The sequence below is a fragment of the Microcystis ichthyoblabe FBCC-A1114 genome (assembly GCF_050500245.1).
Taxonomy (GTDB): domain Bacteria; phylum Cyanobacteriota; class Cyanobacteriia; order Cyanobacteriales; family Microcystaceae; genus Microcystis; species Microcystis ichthyoblabe_A.
Genome location: NZ_CP191408.1, coordinates 3425841 through 3444701 on the forward strand (window position 1 = coordinate 3425841; position 18861 = coordinate 3444701).

Annotated in this window: 14 protein-coding genes; 3 read left to right on the forward strand and 11 right to left on the reverse strand. The window is 43.6% G+C overall.

All coding sequences use genetic code 11. The annotated features are described in order from the left end of the window. Positions 1–125 precede the first annotated feature (125 nt). The gene (locus tag ACQY1Y_RS16575; RefSeq protein WP_430013170.1) at positions 126–3302 is read right to left on the reverse strand and encodes an ELWxxDGT repeat protein; all 3177 of its coding nucleotides are present in this window, start codon (positions 3300–3302) and stop codon (positions 126–128) included. 103 nt (positions 3303–3405) lie between these two features. On the opposite strand from ACQY1Y_RS16575, the gene ACQY1Y_RS16580 reads away from it, so the two are divergent. Next, positions 3406–4449, forward strand: coding sequence for an IS630 family transposase (locus ACQY1Y_RS16580; RefSeq protein ID WP_069474877.1), 1044 nt, complete (start codon positions 3406–3408; stop codon positions 4447–4449). Positions 4450–4666: 217 nt separating this feature from the next. On the opposite strand, the gene ACQY1Y_RS16585 is transcribed toward ACQY1Y_RS16580, so the two are convergent. From ACQY1Y_RS16585 to ACQY1Y_RS16620, 8 genes are all read right to left on the reverse strand, one after another. Continuing rightward, entirely contained in the window at positions 4667–5194 is a 528-nt protein-coding gene (locus tag ACQY1Y_RS16585) for a hypothetical protein (protein ID WP_430013171.1), read from the reverse strand. Positions 5195–5198: 4 nt separating this feature from the next. Further along, positions 5199–5336 carry a hypothetical protein gene (locus ACQY1Y_RS16590; protein ID WP_316577663.1) on the reverse strand — a complete coding sequence of 46 codons (138 nt, stop codon included), beginning with the start codon at positions 5334–5336 and terminating at the stop codon, positions 5199–5201. Between the two features lie 21 nt (positions 5337–5357). Beyond that, positions 5358–6320, reverse strand: a complete 963-nt coding sequence (locus ACQY1Y_RS16595) for a hypothetical protein (RefSeq protein WP_430013172.1) — start codon at positions 6318–6320, stop codon at positions 5358–5360. A 50-nt stretch (positions 6321–6370) separates the two neighbouring features. Then, positions 6371–7399, reverse strand: a complete 1029-nt coding sequence (locus ACQY1Y_RS16600) for a DUF4351 domain-containing protein (RefSeq protein WP_016514578.1) — start codon at positions 7397–7399, stop codon at positions 6371–6373. Positions 7400–7666: 267 nt separating this feature from the next. Continuing rightward, a complete protein-coding gene (locus ACQY1Y_RS16605; RefSeq protein WP_103112331.1) occupies positions 7667–9091 on the reverse strand; it encodes a carotenoid oxygenase family protein in 1425 nt (474 codons plus the stop codon). Between the two features lie 116 nt (positions 9092–9207). Beyond that, the gene (locus tag ACQY1Y_RS16610) at positions 9208–9984 is read right to left on the reverse strand and encodes a Uma2 family endonuclease (protein ID WP_430013173.1); all 777 of its coding nucleotides are present in this window, start codon (positions 9982–9984) and stop codon (positions 9208–9210) included. Between the two features lie 21 nt (positions 9985–10005). Next, on the reverse strand, positions 10006–10677 hold the full coding sequence (locus ACQY1Y_RS16615) for a Uma2 family endonuclease (RefSeq protein ID WP_430013174.1): 672 nt from the start codon (positions 10675–10677) through the stop codon (positions 10006–10008). Positions 10678–10698: 21 nt separating this feature from the next. Then, the gene (locus ACQY1Y_RS16620; RefSeq protein ID WP_430013175.1) at positions 10699–11328 is read right to left on the reverse strand and encodes a Uma2 family endonuclease; all 630 of its coding nucleotides are present in this window, start codon (positions 11326–11328) and stop codon (positions 10699–10701) included. Between the two features lie 276 nt (positions 11329–11604). Here ACQY1Y_RS16620 and ACQY1Y_RS16625 point away from each other — a divergent pair, with 276 nt between their 5' ends. Together ACQY1Y_RS16625 and ACQY1Y_RS16630 are read left to right on the forward strand one after the other, a co-directional pair. Further along, the gene (locus tag ACQY1Y_RS16625) at positions 11605–12075 is read left to right on the forward strand and encodes a DUF29 domain-containing protein (RefSeq protein ID WP_430013176.1); all 471 of its coding nucleotides are present in this window, start codon (positions 11605–11607) and stop codon (positions 12073–12075) included. A 54-nt stretch (positions 12076–12129) separates the two neighbouring features. After that, a complete protein-coding gene (locus ACQY1Y_RS16630) occupies positions 12130–16302 on the forward strand; it encodes a DEAD/DEAH box helicase (protein ID WP_430013177.1) in 4173 nt (1390 codons plus the stop codon). 18 nt (positions 16303–16320) lie between these two features. On the opposite strand, the gene ACQY1Y_RS16635 is transcribed toward ACQY1Y_RS16630, so the two are convergent. After that, the gene (locus ACQY1Y_RS16635; protein ID WP_430013178.1) at positions 16321–17535 is read right to left on the reverse strand and encodes an aminotransferase class V-fold PLP-dependent enzyme; all 1215 of its coding nucleotides are present in this window, start codon (positions 17533–17535) and stop codon (positions 16321–16323) included. Between the two features lie 673 nt (positions 17536–18208). Next, positions 18209–18850: an ATP-dependent Clp endopeptidase proteolytic subunit ClpP gene (gene clpP, locus ACQY1Y_RS16640; protein WP_316578624.1), complete on the reverse strand. Its 642-nt coding sequence runs from the start codon at positions 18848–18850 to the stop codon at positions 18209–18211. Between the last annotated feature and the right edge of the window lie 11 nt (positions 18851–18861).

An 18861-nucleotide genomic window follows, 5' to 3' on the forward strand; every position in this document is an offset into this window, starting at 1 on the left:
AGGGTGTGAAGCGCGATAGCGTAACGCACCAATTTAATGATAGAGGTAGTGCGTTACGGCGGCTTGTTAATTTTGGTTTTTTGACGGAATTGATAGCCGCAAATACGCACCCTACGCCTAGTTAATTAAACAAAGAAATTAGTCACTGGAATGCTTTCTAAAGCAGGTAAAGTCCCAGTAAATCCGGTGATATTTATTAATAAATCATTGCTGGATTGGAAGCCAGCCGCGCTATCATTAATAACGAGGTAAGTTCCGGCTATCGCACCAGTTGTTACCTGCACTAAGGCGGCACTATTAACCGCTAATTCTTGATTACCCGTAGTGGCTCCATTGGCATCAGTAAATACCTGATTGACTAAATTCTGTAAAGTGGTGACAGTGCTATTAGCAGCACGACTGAAACTAATCGGTGCATTGGTGGCGAGTCCACCTTGAGTTAATAAGTCAATTTTATCAGTATTGATGGCAAAATCTGTGATACGATCGCTGGCGGATATGGTAGATTGTCCAAATTGGAAGATAAAAGTATCTGCACCTGGACCACCGGTTAGAATATCAGCACCATTAGCACCATTGATTTGATTATTGCCACTATTTCCGGTAATAGTATTGTTGTTATTGTTACCCGTACCGTTAATATTATTAGTGCCAATTAGTTTGAGGTTTTCGACACCGTTAGGTAAAGTACGAGTGAGAATGCTTTGCCAAGTATCAGTAATGATAACTCCTGCTGTTTCTTCATCAGGATTAATGATAGCATTAGTCGCATTTGACAAGGTTACTGCAAAGACTTCATCCGGTTCATTAAGGTCATCATTGAGAATGGGAATGGTAATAGTAGCAGTAGAAGCATTAGCGGGAATGATGAGAGTTCCTGTCTGGCTAGTGTAATCTACATTAGCATTAGCATCAATGGGTGCAGTAGCATAATTAACACTAATTTGTTGTGGATTGGGATTATTTACAGTGACGGTGAGAACTGCATTACTATTTTTACCTTCGACAACAGTAATGATGTCGTTGATGGAGAGTTGGGAAAAGTCGTCATTGGTAATTGTCCCCGTCACTGCGGTTGGTGTACCTATTGTATAACCTGTCCCCGCAGCAAGAGTTAAAATAACAGTTTCGTTACTTTCTACTATTGTGTCAGCAGTGGGGTCAACGGTTACGGTAGCAGTGGATGAACCAGCAACAAAGGTGACTGTATTGGTAGTCCCTGTACGAGTGTAGTCGGTATTTAAAGTCGCTGTCCCTCCGAGGGTGTAATTGACTGTTAAAGCATTACTTGTTACTCCGCTACGGGTGAAAGTATAAACCAGATTATTTGTCCCGTCTTCGGTAACACTTCCAGGAGAGACCGCAAGAGTAACATTGGTATCATCATTATTAATCGTCCCCGTCACTGCGGTTGGTGTACCTATTGTATAACCAGTCCCCGAAGTAAGAGTTAAGGCGACCGTTTCATTGTTTTCCACTGTAGTATCAGCAGTGGGGTCAACGATTACGGTAGCAGTAGTAGCATTAGCTGCGAAGGTGACAGTATTGTTAGTCCCGCTGCGAGTGTAATCGGTATTGAGAGTCGCAGTCCCCCCAATACTGTAATTGACTGTCAAAGCACTTGTTGTTACTCCACTACGAGTGAAGGTATAAACCAGATTACTTGTCCCGTCTTCAGTTACGCTTGCGGGAGAAACCGCCAGGGTGACACTGGTATCATCATTTTGAATGGCTCCGGTGGCAGTAGCGGTAGTAATAGTAGCGCCGTTGGTGGCATTGGAGAGGGTAACGGTAAAGTTTTCGTTCGGTTCTACTGTTGTATCTCCCTGAACGTCAACAGTAATCACCTTACTGATTTCCCCCGTCGTAAAACTCACTACCCCACTGGGTAACACTCCCCCGACAAAATCAGTGGCATTGGCAGGATTGCTGCCGCTGCCGGTAACTGCCCAGTTGACGTTATTGCTTCCCGTGGTATTAACCGCACGAGTGACGGTGAAGGTAAAGGCTTTACTGCCACTATTGCCCTCGGTTTGATTGGCACTGGTGGCGGCAATAGCGAGGGTGGGAACTGCGGGCGTACCCACATTTAAAGCCCACAAGTCATAACCGTTAACGCCGTCATTGGCGCTGAAGTACAGGGTGCTGCCCACTACCCTCAAATTGCGGGGGTTAGAGCCATTGGAACCAGGGCGGATGTCGGCTACCAGAACTGTACCGGCCGCCGTGCCGTCGCTTTTCCACAATTCCTTACCGTTAACGTCGTCAAAGGCAGTGAAGTACAGGGTATTGCCCACTGCCGTTAGATAGCGGGGGAGGGAGCTAGAGTAACCAGGGCGGATATCTTTGACCAAAACCGTGCCGGCCGCTGTGCCGTCACTTTTCCACAATTCCTCACCGTTCACGCTGTCAGAGGCAGTGAAGAACAGGGTATTGCCTACTGCCGTTAGATTGTTGGGGTAAGTGCCAGGGATATAGGGGTGAGAAACGCCGATATCTTTGACCAGAACCGTACCCGCCGCTGTGCCGTCGCTTTTCCACAATTCTCTACCGTTAACGCCGCCGTAACCGCCGCCGTCATTGGCGCTGAAGAACACTGTGTTACCCACCGCCGTCAGATAGCTTGGGTTGGACGAACCGGGGGCGATATCTTTGACCAAAACCGTACCGGCCGCCGTGCCGTCGCTCTTCCACAATTCCCGACCATTTACGCCGTTATCGGCAGTGAAAAAGAGGGTATTGCCTACTGCTGTCGGAAAGCGGATGTTGGAGCCGTAGGAACCAGGGCGGATATCTTTGACCCGAACTGTACCGGCCGCTGTGCCGTCGCTTTTCCACAATTCCTCACCGTTAACGTCGTCAAAGGCAGTGAAGTACAGGGTATTGCCCACCGCCGTCAGATTGCGGGGGCCAGAGCCATTGGAACCAGGGCCGATGTCGGCTACCAGAACTGTACCGGCCGCTGTGCCGTCGCTTTTCCACAATTCCTCACCGTTAACGTCGTCAAAGGCATTGAAGTACAGGGTATTGCCCACCGCTGTTAGATTGCGGGGGTTGGAACTCAAGCCACCAGTGATAACGCCACCGGAGCTAGAGGAGCCGGGGCGGATGTCCTTGACCAGAACCGTACCCGCCGCCGTGCCGTCGCTCTTCCATAATTCCTTACCGTTCACCCCGTCATCAGAGGTAAAGTACAAGGTGTTGCCCACTACTGTAAGACTGCCTGGCGAGGAGCTAGAGGAACCAGGGCGGATGTCCTTGACCAGAACCGTACCCAGCGCCGTACCGTCGCTTTTCCACAATTCAGTGCCGTTATACTTTGCACGGTTATAACTTGCATTTTTTACTCAAAGACAATAATATAGTTCAAGAGTCATAATTAGAAGCAAAGCACTCATTAAAAACATGATTAACCTAGAATTCACGGAAGAAGAAAAGAACTCACTGTATTATGAAAGATTTCATCATCCTCATCCCCGGGTTCAACTGAAGATGGAAGTTCTCTGGTTAAAAAGCCAAAAGATACCGCACAAAAAAATTTGTCAGTTAGCAGGAATCTCGCCAAATACCTTATTAACCTATCTTCGAGATTATCAAGAGGGCGGAATAGAAAAATTAAAAGAAATCAACTTCTATCGCCCTAAAAGTGAATTAGAGTCTCAAAGAGAAACACTCAAAAAATATTTCGAGAAAAATCCACCAGCCACAATAAATGAAGCTGTATATAGAATAGAAGAATTGACAGGGATAAAACGAAGTCCTACCCAAGTGAGGAAATTCTTAAAATCCTTGGGAATGAAATGTTTAAAAATAGGTTCTCTTCCTTCTAAAGCTGACCCAGATGAACAAGAAGACTACAAAGAAAAAAAGCTAGAACCCAGACTAAATGAGGCTAAAGAAGGAAAAAGGGCTGTTTTTTTTGTTGATGCCGCTCACTTCGTCATGGGAGCATTTCTCGGTTTTGTTTGGTGTTTTGAGAGACTTTTTGTTAAGTCACCGAGCGGGCGTAAACGCTTCAATGTTTTAGGAGCATTAAATGCAATAACTCATGAAGTTATTCTAGTTACTAATGACACTTATATTACGGCAACTCAAGTCTGTGAACTTCTTGAAAAAATAGCTGCTTTAGGACTAATGATTCCCATCACTCTAGTCTTAGATAATGCCCGCTATCAGAAATGTAAAATTGTTGAAGAATTGGCTCTTTCTTTGTCAATAGAGCTACTCTATCTGCCGTCTTATTCGCCTAATCTAAATTTAATTGAAAGGCTGTGGAAATTTGTCAAAAAGAAATGTTTACATGGTAAATATTATGAAAACTTTTCTGACTTTTCTTCAGCCATTTATGAATGTCTGAATGATGCCCATCTGAAACATAAAAAAGAACTGGATTCCTTGCTGACTCTACGATTTCAGAAGTTTAATAAATCTCAGATTATGAACGTCTAAAGTATAACGCCGTCAGCGGCGCTGAAGTAGAGGGTATTACCCACCACCGTTAGATTGCTGGGATTGATATCCTTAACTAAAAAAGGAGTTGACATGATTTTTTCCTGAATAAAGAGTAAAAATTAAACAATTAAGCCCCTAAAGAAGGCACCATCCACACCGATTGAGTGCCGTCGAGGTCGGTATCTCTCAAAGAAACCCGTTTTCTAAAGAAGTTCTAGGATTGGATTTTTGCCAAAGACTGCTTAAATTCTGCGAGAGAATTAGCGGTAGCTGCTAATTTTAGTAGCTCTTCTAAGATAGTAGGGTTAGTCATTTTGCCGATTATCTCTTCAATTTCTGAAGAAATCTCGCCAAACCGCACAGTTAAAACTGTTTTGATGTCATCACGGCTTTTTTGTAAAGCCCCAATTTCCTTGCCAATTTCCTTACCAATTTCCTTGCCTATTTCCTTACCGCGTTCTATTCCTCGTAACTCCATATTACTCATTAAAGGCATGGTTCTTTCCTCCTCAAATTGTTTAATTTTACTCTCTAAACTTGACTGCAATTCAGAGGATAAAGTCATCATATTGTCGATGATTTCAAACAGTTTAATTATCTGTTCTCTCTCGAACTCCTTTTCATATAATCCCCTGATTAACCTCCACTTCCACTGTTCCCGTTCTGGCAGCTTCCCAGTAGTCGCTTTTGTTTTCAGGTGTGCCATGACGATTATAGCAAAGGGATTGCTACTTGCTTCCAATTAGTCACTGATAACTGATAACTGATAACTGATAACTGATTAGTTGGTGAACTTCAGGAAAGAAGAAATGTAAAAACGCCTCAAAATACTCGGTTAAAGCTTCTTTCCAAGGTTCATCATAATTGGCAGTTGCTGGGTTCATTGGAGAAGAAAATTACTGAGACTATTGTTCTAAAAGTTGATGCAACTCATCAAAAGAATTAACGGTTAATGCCGATTTCAGTAACTCGTCTAAAATCGATAATACAGAAATTTTATCAACAGCTTGCTCAATTTCTATTGGAATGTCACCCAATCGCATTTTCAGCACCGTTTTAACATAGTTACGAGCATTTTCTAACGCTCCAATTTCCTTACCAATTTCCTTACCGCGTTCTATTCCTCGTAACTCCATATTACTCATTAAAGGCATGGTTCTTTCCTCCTCAAATTGTTTAATTTTACTCTCTAAACTTGACTGCAATTCAGAGGATAAAGTCATCATATTGTCGATGATTTCAAACAGTTTAATTATCTGTTCTCTCTCGAACTCCTTTTCATATAATCCCCTGATTAACCTCCACTTCCACTGTTCCCGTTCTGGCAGCTTCCCAGTAGTCGCTTTTGTTTTCAGGTGTGCCATCACTATTATAGCAAAAGGATTACTACTTGCTTCTAGTTCTGACCAGCTTTCCTCATAGTCCAGTAATTTAACCGTTGGGAATTTCAGACTCACTTCACAACCAGCGATAGTATAATTATAAGAATCTGGTCGCCAATTTACTCGTTCATCTCCTAATATAGCGAGACTGATAACTGGTTTCTGATACAAATCAAAGGCCCGATAGTTATAAATATACATCCTCTGAGGAAAATTTTCTTCGTATTGACTTTGAATTTCAATATGAATCAAAATCCAGACTTCTTCACCCCTGAGTAACCAGACTTTATAGAGTTTGTCAGCGAAACGTTTTTTTGTCTTTGCTGAAGCGGTAATCCGTTTAAGTTCTTTTTCTAGGGATTCGGGAGTTTTTGTCCAATCAATCAATTGGTGAACTTCAGGAAAGAAGAAATGTAAAAACGCCTCAAAATACTCGGTTAAAGCTTCTTTCCAAGGTTCATCATAATTAGCGGTTGTCTGTTTCATTATGACAATTTTAGTGGGTTGTTGTCAGAAGGTGAACGCTAACCTCAAAACTAAGCAGTTAAAGTATTTAACCAATTGATTAAATCTTTAACTGTAGAGAAATCGAATAAAGCTTCTGCTAATGCTTCGACATCATCAATACTTAACTCCATGATTTTAGTTTCTAATGAAGGATTAATCTCCCCTAACTTGCGTTTAAGTTGACGAAGAATCAATGTCTTTTCCCGTTCAATACCTTGTTCGATACCGCGTTCAATACCTTGTTCGATACCTTGTTCGATACCTTGTTCGATACCTTGTTCGATACCTTGTTCGATACCTAGTTCAATACCTTGTTCGATACCTAGTTCAATACCTTGACGCATCCAACTGGTGGTAATTTGCATGACTCCCTCCTGTACGGGTTGACTAAATGTGCTAATCTCTTCTTGAAATTGTCTCTCTTCCACCGGATTTAGATTGAGATATGTATCAATAAATCCAGAAATTAATTGCATTTTCGCAGGATTTAACCTTAAAGTAATTAACAAGCGCAGACATTCCGCTTTTACCTTGGCTCGCTCTTTCTCGGCAATGTTCATCTTCGCCATCAAAGCTGAAGCAACCGGATTCGGTTGATTAAGAAAATCTCGCCAATTTAATTGATTTAACTGCACTACTTGATAGTTAAATTCTAATACCTTAAAATCGGGAAAATCGACTACATATTGACTAATCGCTTCTCTTTTTGGCTTTGAATAAGAAAAAATTACAATCGGATAAATCGGTAAGACAAATTTCTCATGAAAGCGAGCAAAATAAGTAAACATTCGCCGATTAAACCACTTGCGGGAACTTTCCTGCGCCTCCAGATGAATCAGAAAAAAAGATTCTTTTCCTCTAAACTTAACTTGTGCGACTAAATCGCTTTCATACCTTTCTCCTTCCGTGACATCGGTAAATACTTCTTTGTCTAAAAAAGTAATCGAGTCCCTATCTAAATAATCCATCAATTGAGGAAAAAATAACTCGATAAATTCTACAAAAAAGGTGGAGATTAACTCCTTAAATAAGCGATCATGGTCAATATTGTTAGTCATGTAAATGTGTCTGTGATCGCTTCGATGGGTACAGTCAACAGTTCAAAGAACATGGCATTATGGGGAAAGTAGTCTAATTCTGGTAGATATTATAACACATAAAAGCCAGATCGAAAAAAAGTTTTCGATAACTCCGTCTTGAGGCAGTCGTAAGAACTAAGCAGTTAAAGTATTTAACCAATTGATTAAATCTTCAACCGTAGAGAAATCGAATAAAGCTTCTCTCTCACAAGTCCAGAAAACGGGTTTCTCAAAGAAACCCGTTTTCTAAATAGCGCCTTTTTCTGATTTTTCTTGCCAAGTACCATGAAAACTGGGAGGGATAACACTGGGTAATTGCAGACAGCAAAGGGGTTCTTTTTCTAACTGCTGACTGTCATAGATTCTCACTTGGCTGCTGTGATTATTGCCGTCGTAAACCACGACGATTAACCATCCTGTCTCTGGAGATAAACCATCGGAGACAAAAATCGGTTCACTGCCATAACAGTTATTTTCCAGATAAGCAATAGTTAACTTACCTGTGGAGTGATTATAACAAGCAGGAAGTCCGATAATTTCCCGACGAATATCGCTATCAGGACGATGGACAGCTAAAAAAGTATTTTGCCATTTTTGTCCCACCAGTTGCGGGGAAACCACTGGAAAATCACAGCTTAAATCCGAGAGAATTTCCTGATTAATCACTTTTGCTGATAGGGGATTAATAGTAATACTTGCCAATTTTCCAATGGCTAAGGTTTCGGTTTTACCCGTGGGAACTTCTTTTAAAAATTGATTAGTTTTAAAGTCATCATAACGGACAAAAACAATTTCAAGATTGCCTTGCTCATTCACACAACCATTAGCAAAGTGCCATTGAAACCATGAATCGGTAACACTTTCACTGACTAATTCCAGAGAATCTCGCTCAAAAATTAGTATTCTTGTTCCTAATTTTGGCTGCCACTGCATGGCATCACTAAAAGTTTTAAATCCCAACAGTATCAATAATTTATCCGCTTTTATCGGTGGAACGAAAAAGACCAAATACTGTCCTGCTAAAACAAAGTCATGCAGCAGAGACAATCTATCTAAATCAAAAGTTTTTTTGTGGATAATTTGACCAGTGGAGTCAGACTTATAGAGATTTAAACTAACTTTGGCACTGATTGTCACCCCGAAATTAAAAATCTCTCCTCTGGACAAATCTAGCTTAGGATGAGCGGAAAAAGTTTCCTTTGCTTGTAACCTAGATAAATTATCTAAACCTAGGGTTTCTAAAGATTGTAAATCTAATTTATGGGGAAAACCCCCTTCCCAGAGAGCTAATAATTTATCGGGTAAAGCTAACACCGAGGTGTTAGCGGCATTTTTTACCTCTTTTCCCCAATTATTCCAAAAGAAGCTGGGGGCATTCATGCCATAATTAGGAAATAAATATTGATTAGCGGTACTTTCTTGCTGATAACCAGCAGTCTGAACATAACGATAGGTGGCACTGGCTCCATTATCATGAAAATGTACAGCTAAAACTGCCCCATCTCCGTCAAACCAATGACCAACTTTTTGCTTACCTCTTTCTAATCTCCCCGGACCATTGCGATAGAGACTCCCCCGCAATCCGTCGGGAATTTTCCCCGATAGTAAGGTTAATTGCGTTTCAGAAAATTCCACTGCTGGTTTTTCTAAAGATTTTGCCCAAGCTTTCATAGATTTGCTTTTTTAGTAATTACATAGTTGAGTATAGCCCTAGACTAGGTTCAATGACAATAATTTCGGCAGTTTACCAGTTAATTAGTATTCGTCACAACCGATAAATTATATCATTATAAAGTATCGGGATCAATTCCCAGAGAACGGATATATTCGGCTAAACGTTCAGCTTTAAGATGCTCTTGTTCTAATTGTAAACTTGCTTCTTCAGCTTTAAGACGCTCTTGTTCCAATTGTAAACTTGCTTCTTCAGCTTTAAGACGCTCTTGTTCCAATTGTAAACTTGCTTCTTCAGCTTTAAGACGCTCTTGTTCTAACCTTTGAGATAACTCAAGAGAAGTTAAAAATTTCTGACCATCTAAACTATAAATTTCTAACCCATCTTCTCTCAAATCAAATCGGATACTTAACCGAGGACTAACCCATCCCTTAATCTCAGGTATAGAACTTAATAGTCCTTCCTGTCTCAACCATCCTTGAAAATTATGAGAATCGGGATCATAAAGATAGTATTCTTCCACTCCATAACGTTGATAAAACAGTAGTTTTCGCTCCATTTCTTCTAAGCTATTAGAAGGGGAGAGAATTTCAAAGACCACTTGAGGAGCAATGTTATCTTCTTGCCATTGTTTATAGGAACCCCGTCTTCCTTTCGGACGACCAAATACTACCATAACATCGGGAGCAACCGGTCCAGTAATTTTCTTATCTTGGACAGGATACCAGAGCAGATCTCCCGCAATAAAAACGTTAGGAGAATTAGCAAAGAGAATCTCAAGATTTTCTTTAATTTTCACGATCCATTCGTATTGTTCGGTGTTATCAGCCATGGGTTTACCGTCACTGTCGGGGTATTCAATATCTGGATCAATAGCTGGTGTAAAGGTCATAATTTATACTCCTTTAAATATTCATAAAGTATCGGGATCAATTCCTAGAGAACGGATATATTCAGCTAAACGTTCAGCTTTAAGACGCTCTTGTTCTAATTGTAAACTTGCTTCTTCAGCTTTTTGAGATAACTCAAGAGAAGTTAAAAATTTCTGACCATCTAAACTATAAATTTCTAACCCATCTTCTCTCAAATCAAATCGGATACTTAACCGAGGACTAACCCATCCCTTAATCTCAGGTATAGAACTTAATAGTCCTTCCTGTCTCAACCATCCTTGAAAATTATGAGAATCGGGATCATAAAGATAGTATTCTTCCACTCCATAACGTTGATAAAACAGTAGTTTTCGCTCCATTTCTTCTAAGCTATTAGAAGGGGAGAGAATTTCAAAGACCACTTGAGGAGCAATGTTATCTTCTTGCCATTGTTTATAGGAACCCCGTCTTCCTTTCGGACGACCAAATACTACCATAACATCGGGAGCAACCGGTCCGGTAATTTTCTTATCTTGGACGGGATACCAGAGCAGATCTCCCGCAATAAAAACGTTAGGAGAATTAGCAAAGAGAATCTCAAGATTTTCTTTGATTTTCACGATCCATTCGTATTGTTCGGTATTATCAGCCATGGGTTTACCGTCACTGTCGGGGTATTCAATATCTGGATCAATAGCTGGTGTAAAGGTCATAATTTCTGCTCCTTTAAATATTCATAAAGTATCGGGATCAATTCCTAGAGAACGGATATATTCGGCTAAACGTTCAGCTTTTTGAGATAACTCGATAGAACTTAAAAATTTCTGACCATCTAAACTATAAATTTCTAACCCATCTTCTCTCAATTCAAATCGGATATTTAACCGAGGACTAACCCATCCCTTAATCTCAGGGATAGAACTTAATAGTCCTTCCTGTCTCAACCATCCTTGAAAATTATGAGAATCGGGATCATAGAGATAGTATTCTTCCACTCCATAACGTTGATAAAACAGTAGTTTTCGCTCCATTTCTTCTAAGCTATTAGAAGGGGAGAGAATTTCAAAGACCACTTGAGGAGCAATGTTATCTTCTTGCCATTGTTTATAGGAACCCCGTCTTCCTTTCGGACGACCAAATACTACCATAACATCGGGAGCAACCGGTCCGGTAATTTTTTTATCTTGGACAGGATACCAGAGGAGATCCCCCGCAATAAAAACGTTAGGAGAATTAGCAAAGAGAATCTCAAGATTTTCTTTGATTTTCACGATCCATTCGTATTGTTCGGTATTATCAGCCATGGGTTTACCGTCACTATCGGGGTATTCAATATCTGGATCAATAGCTGGTGTAAAGGTCATAATTTATACTCTGAGGTTATTTGTTTGAAAATTAAATTCTAGCAGTGAGGTTATCTTTCCCCTCTAGTCCCAAAATAACATCGCCAATAAGATTGATCAAAATGTTTGTGTACTTTTGTTAAAAAGAAAAAGTTTTTTTGACAAAAAGAACAACTTGTGATAGGGCATAAATCTCTAACTTGACAAAAATTCCCCGCACTAGAAGCTGATCCAGGATAGCGATCGAGAGTTATAATCGAGCCATTACCCCGCGCTCCCAGTCGGGATGAGAAATCTATGATGACCGCTCTCTACGAGGAAGATTTTGTTCTCTGGACAGAAAAAACCGCCGAACTGTTAAAGCGAAAAGAGTTTGACCTGGTGGACTGGGAAAACCTGATCGAGGAAGTGGAGTGCATGGGAAAAAGCGAGAGACAGGCAATAACGAGTTTATTAACCGTTTTAATCGAACACTTGCTCAAACTATCCTATTGGGAATCGGAAAAAGAACGGAATGCCCGTCACTGGATAGTGGAGATCGCAGCTTTCCGATCGCAATTAGAACAAAAAATAGATAGTGCCACCCTCGTCAACCATGCCCGCGATTCTTGGGAAAAAGCCTATTTAACCGCCAGAAAATCCCTGATTAACGCCAGAATCGTCGATAAAAACGTGATTCCCCTAGAGTTTATATTCACTCTCCAACAGGTATTAGACGGGGACTGGTTCCCGATCGATATCGAACCTTTTTTGGAAACCCGTCCATAAATTGCAGTCATATCCCCGCAAAAAGATTAGGATTATCAGCGAATATAACCGAATATGAAAGATATCGAGCAAATCCGCCGCCAACTTATCGAACGCTACCAACAATTATCGGCACTCGATCAGGTGATCGTCCGTCTTTTTTCCCTAATCTATGAACCGATCGCCCGCAGCACTTTTCTAGACTGTTTAAATCAAGCTCATTACCGCGACGAGAACAACCGGCGATTTAACGGCCAAACCCTGAAATCCCATTTAGATATCCTCCTAGAAGCGGAAGTAATCACCCAGGACAAAGGCTACGGGCCGCGCTGTCATCCCCTCCTCGTCGAGATTGCCAGCCGTGATAGCGTTAGTAAGGGAGAATTCAAGCGTTTTGCCGAGATTATCAAGGCAAAACTGCCGCAACCCCGAACTCGTTGGGATGAAAGCCTAGTTTTTCAGGGAAAAGAGCAATTAATCCGAGAAATCCGTCTGGCCATCTATCGTCAGGATTTCGACTCGATCGAACAACAAATCGCCGATTATCAGAAAACCAGCTATTCTTCCTCAAAAACCAGCCTAGAAGACCTTCTCATCCTCATCTACGATAACCCCTTCGATGGGGATTGGTTACGGACGCAACCGACCAAATTTCAAGCTCTAGCACTAAATAGCATTCTTGTCAAGGCTTTTGAAAAAATAACTCGCGCCGATGGAGCTTTTTCCCTCCTAGAAGAACTCTGTCAAGACCAGACCAGTGTTTCCGAAGGCCATTTGTGGCTCGAACAGGCAATCATCCGAGGACAAAGCGATAAAGTGCGTCGGTATCTCGATCGCCCCTTCCCGGAAAGCCAAGCAGCAGCAATCGGGGCGATACGGGGTTGGATTGCCTTTCTAGGCGGGGAAAACAGCAAAGCGATCCAAGAATATACCCTCGCCCTTAAAGCCCTAAAAAAAGCCAAAGGAAAACAAAAAATCTATTTTTCTTCGATTAGCGGCTTCTCCTTTATTTTTGCCCTCCTCAAAGAAGGAACCCCCGAACGTCTCGCCGAAGCCGCCAGCTATACCAGTTGGGTGGCGCGTCAAAACGATCATCTTTTCAGTCCTATCTATGCCCGTCTGGAAAAAATCATCGCTGCCCGTCAGGGAGATATGCAGGCCAAAGACGCAATCATCGACGCGACGATCAATCCCTACCAAATGGGCCAGGGTCTAGAGACTCTTATCTGTAGTATCTGTCTCTACTGGATGAGTAGCAGCATCGCTAAAAAACATCTGCCCCGCCTATTGCTGCCCCTCTACAAAGATGCCAAGGCGGCTGGCTACCATTGGTTAGCCCTGGAAACCGGGGCCCTACTGTCCCGACTCGATCGAGCGCCGGAAACGGAGGTGGTTATAAAATGGCATCTCCCTTCCCCCCTGGTGGATGCGATCGAACCCCAAGAAGCTTGGCAACTGTGCCTGAATGCCTTGACTAATCTGTGCGCGCCAACACCAACCCCGGGTAAATCCAACCCCGTCGTCCGCCTTGCTTGGTTTCTCACTATCCATTCCGAGGATTATTTCCTGCAACCAAAAGAACAGAAACTCGACGCGCGGGGTAATTGGAGTCGTGGCCGTCCCGTCTCCCTTAAACGTCTGCGAAAAACTGGGGAAATTGACTATTTAACCCCGCAAGACCTGAAAATTTGCGCCCATATCTTCGTGGAATCCAGTTACTATGGCCAGAACGAGTATCACTTTGAGCGCCGGGCCATTATCGAACTGATCGGTCATCCCCTGGTGTTTTGGGAAGATTCCCCCAGAACGCGGGTAGAAATCGTCGCCGGGGAACCAGAATTGCGAGTAAGTAAGGAAAAATCGGGTAAATTAATCCTGTCTTTACTGCCCGATCTCAGCGATCGCCAAGAAGTGCTGATTTGGAAAGAAACCCCCACTCGCATTAAGGTAATCGAAGTCAAGCCAGAACACCGAAGCATCGCCGACATTATCGGCAAAAGCAACCGCCTAGAAGTCCCCGACAAGGGCCGGGAAAAAGTCCTGGCCGCGATCAATTCCCTGTCCGGGATAGTGACAGTACATTCCGATATCGGGGGAGGAAAAGCAGCCCGGTCAGTGGCAGCCGATAGTCAACCCCGGATTCATCTCTTACCGGCCGGAGAGGGTTTAAAAGTGGCGGTTCTCAGCCGTCCTTTTGGGGCAGCTGGTCCCTATTTCCAGCCTGGAAAAGGGGGAGAAACAGTAATCGCCGAGATTGAGGGGGAACGGCTGCAAACAACTAGGGATCTGGCCCTAGAGAAAAAACTGGCCCAAACAGCGATCGATTCTTGTCCGATCCTGATCAGTTTCGAGGAAGAAAACGGGGAATGGCGACTAGAAAATCCAGAGGATTGTCTAGATCTACTGCTGGAATTGCGGGAATTAAACGATAGCGTCCTTGTGGAATGGCCAGAAGGAGAAAAATGGCGGGTGTCGCGTCAGCTTCGATTACAAGACCTACACCTAAATATCCACAGTCAACGGGATTGGTTTGCGGTCAGTGGGGAACTGCACCTAGAGGAGAAATCGGTGCTGAGTATGCAGGAGTTGATGAAATTGCTAGAGGGATCGCCGGGGCGGTTTATTCCCCTCGGAGATGGTCAATTTCTTGCATTAACCGAGGCATTTCGGGAACGGTTACAGGAAATGCGTGCTTTCTCGGAAAAGTCCGGCGACGGTTTGCGGTTTCATCCCTTCGCTGCCCCGATGCTCTCGGAACTCACCGAGGAAGTGGGACAACTCAAGGCCGATAAACGTTGGCGCGATAATTTGCAACGCTTTCAGGAGAGTCAGGATTTTACCCCAGAAGTCCCCTCAACTCTACAGGCAGAATTGCGCGACTATCAATTGGAAGGCTTTCGCTGGTTAGCTAGACTGGCCCGGTGGGGGGCCGGGGCCTGTTTGGCCGATGATATGGGATTAGGGAAAACTTTACAAGCTCTGGCAGTGATCCTAACCCGCGCCTCCGAGGGACCGACTTTAGCGATCGCTCCTACTTCAGTATGTTTGAACTGGATTAGTGAGGCGGAAAGGTTCGCACCCACCTTAAATATCATCCAACTGGGAACAGGCGATCGGCAAGCGCTACTCGATCGACTGCAACCTTTTGATCTGTTGGTCTGTAGCTATGGGTTATTACAGCAGGAAGAAGTTGCCACCATGTTGGCCGGGGTAGAATGGCGGACAATCGTTCTCGATGAGGCCCAAGCGATTAAGAATTTCTCCACCAAGCGATCGAAAGCAGCGATGAATCTGCGGGGGGATTTTAAACTAATCACCACGGGAACACCGATAGAGAATCATTTAGGGGAATTATGGAATCTTTTCCGTTTTATTAACCCCGGATTGTTGGGGTCTTTGGAAAGTTTTGATCGCCGTTTCGCCACCCCGATCGAAAAATACGGCGATAAAACCGCTCGCGAACAGTTAAAAAAACTGGTGCGGCCTTTCCTTCTCCGGCGCACCAAAAACCAAGTTCTAGCGGAATTACCGCCGCGTACCGAGATTTTAGTCCCGATCGAGTTAAGCGTCGAGGAGAAGGCGTTTTACGAGGCCTTACGGCGGCGTGCTTTGGAGAAATTAAGCGAGAGTGACAGTACCGCCGGAGCCAAACATCTCCAGGTACTGGCAGAGATCATGAAATTACGCCGGGCCTGCTGTCACCCGCAGTTAGTGGCTCCGGATTTGGATTTAGCCGGCTCGAAATTGTCCCGTTTCGGGGAAATTCTGGATGATTTATTAGATAATCAGCATAAAGCGTTGGTATTTAGTCAATTTGTCGATCATTTAGCGATTATCCGCAGTTATCTCGATCAACGGCAGATAAAATATCAATACCTCGATGGTAGTACCCCAGCCAGCGATCGGCAGAAACAGGTGAAAGCTTTTCAAGCGGGGGAAGGGGACGTATTTTTAATTAGTTTAAAAGCCGGGGGGACAGGATTAAATCTCACCGCAGCCGATTATGTTATCCATCTTGATCCCTGGTGGAATCCCGCAGTGGAGGATCAGGCCTCCGATCGCGCTCACCGCATCGGCCAAAAACGTCCGGTGACGATTTATCGCTTAGTGGCCAAGGATACGATCGAGGAAAAAATTGTCGATCTGCACCACCATAAACGCGATCTCGCCGATAGTTTATTGGAGGGGACCGACGCAAGCGGTAAGTTATCTACTGACGAATTATTGCGCTTAATGGCCGAGGGATAAAAATATCCCCGACGCAGTTTAGACTAACTTTTTGATAGCCGCTACTAACTGCTCGATTTCTGAGGGCAAAGTGAAATAATGAACACAGGCACGCACACAGAGGGGGTCGAGGAGAGTTCGCAGTAAAAACCCTTGTTTTTCTAGCTGTTGCACTAAATTTTGTGGGGTGATGGCCGAGTCAATTTGAAAGGAAACTAAACCGGATTCTGGCGGAGAATTTTTTAAACATTTCACCCCTTTAACCGTCTTTAATTCCCCCCAAAGATAAGCCGCTAATTGACAGATTTTTTCGTATCTTTGTCCCCCATCACCCCAGGCGTTATGTACCGCAATAGTTGCCCTTAAACCCTCAAATTGAGGATAGGCAGAAGTGGCCACTTCAAAGCGTCTAGCGTCCGGTTTCCAACCGATAGGCTGTCCTTGCTTATCTGTTTCAATACCGCGCCAACCGATAAAAGTGGGCTGTAAACTAGGGAAAATTTCGGGACGAATATACAATCCTCCCACACCGGCCGGTCCACACCACCATTTATGACCTGTAAAAGCATAACAATCGGCGGCAGTGGCGCTTAAATCCAAGGGCAAACAACCCACGGATTGGGCAGCATCCACCACCACTAAAACGGGTTTTTCGGTGACAGAATTATCATGACAAAGCTGCGAGATTTCCTTGAGGGGTAAAACCTGTCCAGTATTCCAGAGAACGTGACTGACCACCAAAACCCTAGTTTTTGGCCGTAAATGAGCGGAAATGACTTCTATCGGGTTGCCGTCGTTTAAAGTTTCCCGAATAGGACAAGTGGAGATTTCCAGATGATAACGACGGGCAATTTCCCGAACTGTGGCGATAATTCCGGGGTGTTCACAATCGGTTAGTAAAATATGTTCCCCCGCTTGCCAATCAACCCCCCAGAGGGCGATATTACAGCCTACAGTGACATCCTCGGTGATAGAGAGAGTTCTGGGGCTGATTCCCAATTCTTGCGCCATTTCTTGCCTGAGAAGTTCCGTTTTTTTGGTAATCCAATCGTTTACCTGTCCTGAAAAAGGCCCCTTTTGTTGGAGAAAATTATAGGTATCGATAATCGCTTCTAATCCGGCCTTGGGCAAGGTTCCCTGACCACCGAAATTAAAATAAACTTTATTGCTAAGTCCCCGAAATTCCTGTCTTTGTTCGGCTAAATCCGGTTTACTAGGGGCGCAATCGAGGCTATTTTCGTCTAAATTCTGCATAAGTGAGGAGATGGGGAGTCAGTTATCAGTTATCAGTTAGAAGGTGTTGGGTTTTGGGGTTTTAGTTGAATTCCCCATTGCCCCATTTTACCACTTCCTGACGACCAACTCCTGACGACTAACGGCTGAATTCTATCGACGGATCAAGTCGCAATTATCACAATAGTATTAAAGCAGAGGAAACATACTTGTGAATGTTTTCTTTTTTTAGTTTATTATTTTTTACCTTGAATGTCAGCCGGGAGGCTATGTATGTTTTACCGATGAGACGGGGCTTTTAAAGGAGCGAAGTAATTCGCCCCAGGGTTCCCCTCATGAAAAGCTGACCAGTATAGAACAGCACTTCGACACATTTCGCCACATTTTGATTCTCCAAACACTTATATTTATATTTATATTTATCGTCCTTATTAAATATACTCAAAAAAGCTAAGTAGTCGTGCAAAATAAATTTCCTAGTGAAGAAAGGCAAAAGGCAAAAGGCAAGAGGTGGTTAGATATGTGTAATTAATTTTGCTTAAGTACTTACGATAGGGCATATTGGAAACTGGCACCTCGAGTTGCGCTCGGTTCGACTACGCTCACCGAGCGCAAGGGGAGATTTAAGCTCTATCGCATGAGTGCGATGGGAGTGTCAACAAAATCTGGGCAGACAGGGCCTACCCGATCATAATTATTTCTGGGGAGGGTTGGAAGCGGAAGGACTGCGATCGATGACTTGATCGATTAAACCATAGTCTAGAGCCTCTTCGGCGGACATAAAGAAATCCCTTTCCGTATCCTCGGCGATGAGGTCGAGAGGTTTACCGGTATGACTAGCTAGGTGTTGATTGAGTAATTGTTTGAGATAGAGAATTTCTTTGGCCTGAATTTCGATATCGGTGGCCTGACCTTGGGCGCCGCCGAGGGGTTGGTGAATCATGATCCGCGAGTTGGGTAGGCTCATTCTTTTGCCCGGTTTGCCGGCACTGAGGAGAAAAGCCCCCATACTGGCGGCTAAACCAATACAAATGGTGCTGACATCGGGACGGATTTGATTCATGGTGTCAAAAATCCCTAATCCGGCCGAAACGGAACCACCGGGGGAGTTGATATACAAGTAAATATCTTTTTCGGGGTCTTCTGCTTCTAGAAAGAGTAATTGGGCGACGATTAGGTTAGCCAGGTCGCTGGTTACTTCTTGTCCCAAAAAGACGATTCTTTCCCGTAGTAGTCGGGAGTAGATATCGAAGGCGCGTTCGCCCCGGCCTGTGGTTTCAATAACGGTAGGAATCATTGCGCTTTCTTGTCTTGCTGCTGCGGTTGGTTTTTTGATTTTGACATACT

What these genes read in the sequence shown, in the direction of transcription:
- ACQY1Y_RS16635 (WP_430013178.1), bottom strand. Translation starts at nt 17,535, where the DNA reads ATGCAGAATTTAGACGAAAATAGCCTCGATTGCGCCCCTAGTAAACCG.
- ACQY1Y_RS16625 (WP_430013176.1), top strand. Translation starts at nt 11,605, where the DNA reads ATGATGACCGCTCTCTACGAGGAAGATTTTGTTCTCTGGACAGAAAAA.
- ACQY1Y_RS16590 (WP_316577663.1), bottom strand. Translation starts at nt 5,336, where the DNA reads ATGAACCCAGCAACTGCCAATTATGATGAACCTTGGAAAGAAGCTTTA.
- ACQY1Y_RS16630 (WP_430013177.1), top strand. Translation starts at nt 12,130, where the DNA reads ATGAAAGATATCGAGCAAATCCGCCGCCAACTTATCGAACGCTACCAA.
- ACQY1Y_RS16605 (WP_103112331.1), bottom strand. Translation starts at nt 9,091, where the DNA reads ATGAAAGCTTGGGCAAAATCTTTAGAAAAACCAGCAGTGGAATTTTCT.
- ACQY1Y_RS16620 (WP_430013175.1), bottom strand. Translation starts at nt 11,328, where the DNA reads ATGACCTTTACACCAGCTATTGATCCAGATATTGAATACCCCGATAGT.
- ACQY1Y_RS16610 (WP_430013173.1), bottom strand. Translation starts at nt 9,984, where the DNA reads ATGACCTTTACACCAGCTATTGATCCAGATATTGAATACCCCGACAGT.
- ACQY1Y_RS16600 (WP_016514578.1), bottom strand. Translation starts at nt 7,399, where the DNA reads ATGACTAACAATATTGACCATGATCGCTTATTTAAGGAGTTAATCTCC.
- ACQY1Y_RS16615 (WP_430013174.1), bottom strand. Translation starts at nt 10,677, where the DNA reads ATGACCTTTACACCAGCTATTGATCCAGATATTGAATACCCCGACAGT.
- ACQY1Y_RS16580 (WP_069474877.1), top strand. Translation starts at nt 3,406, where the DNA reads ATGATTAACCTAGAATTCACGGAAGAAGAAAAGAACTCACTGTATTAT.
- ACQY1Y_RS16595 (WP_430013172.1), bottom strand. Translation starts at nt 6,320, where the DNA reads ATGAAACAGACAACCGCTAATTATGATGAACCTTGGAAAGAAGCTTTA.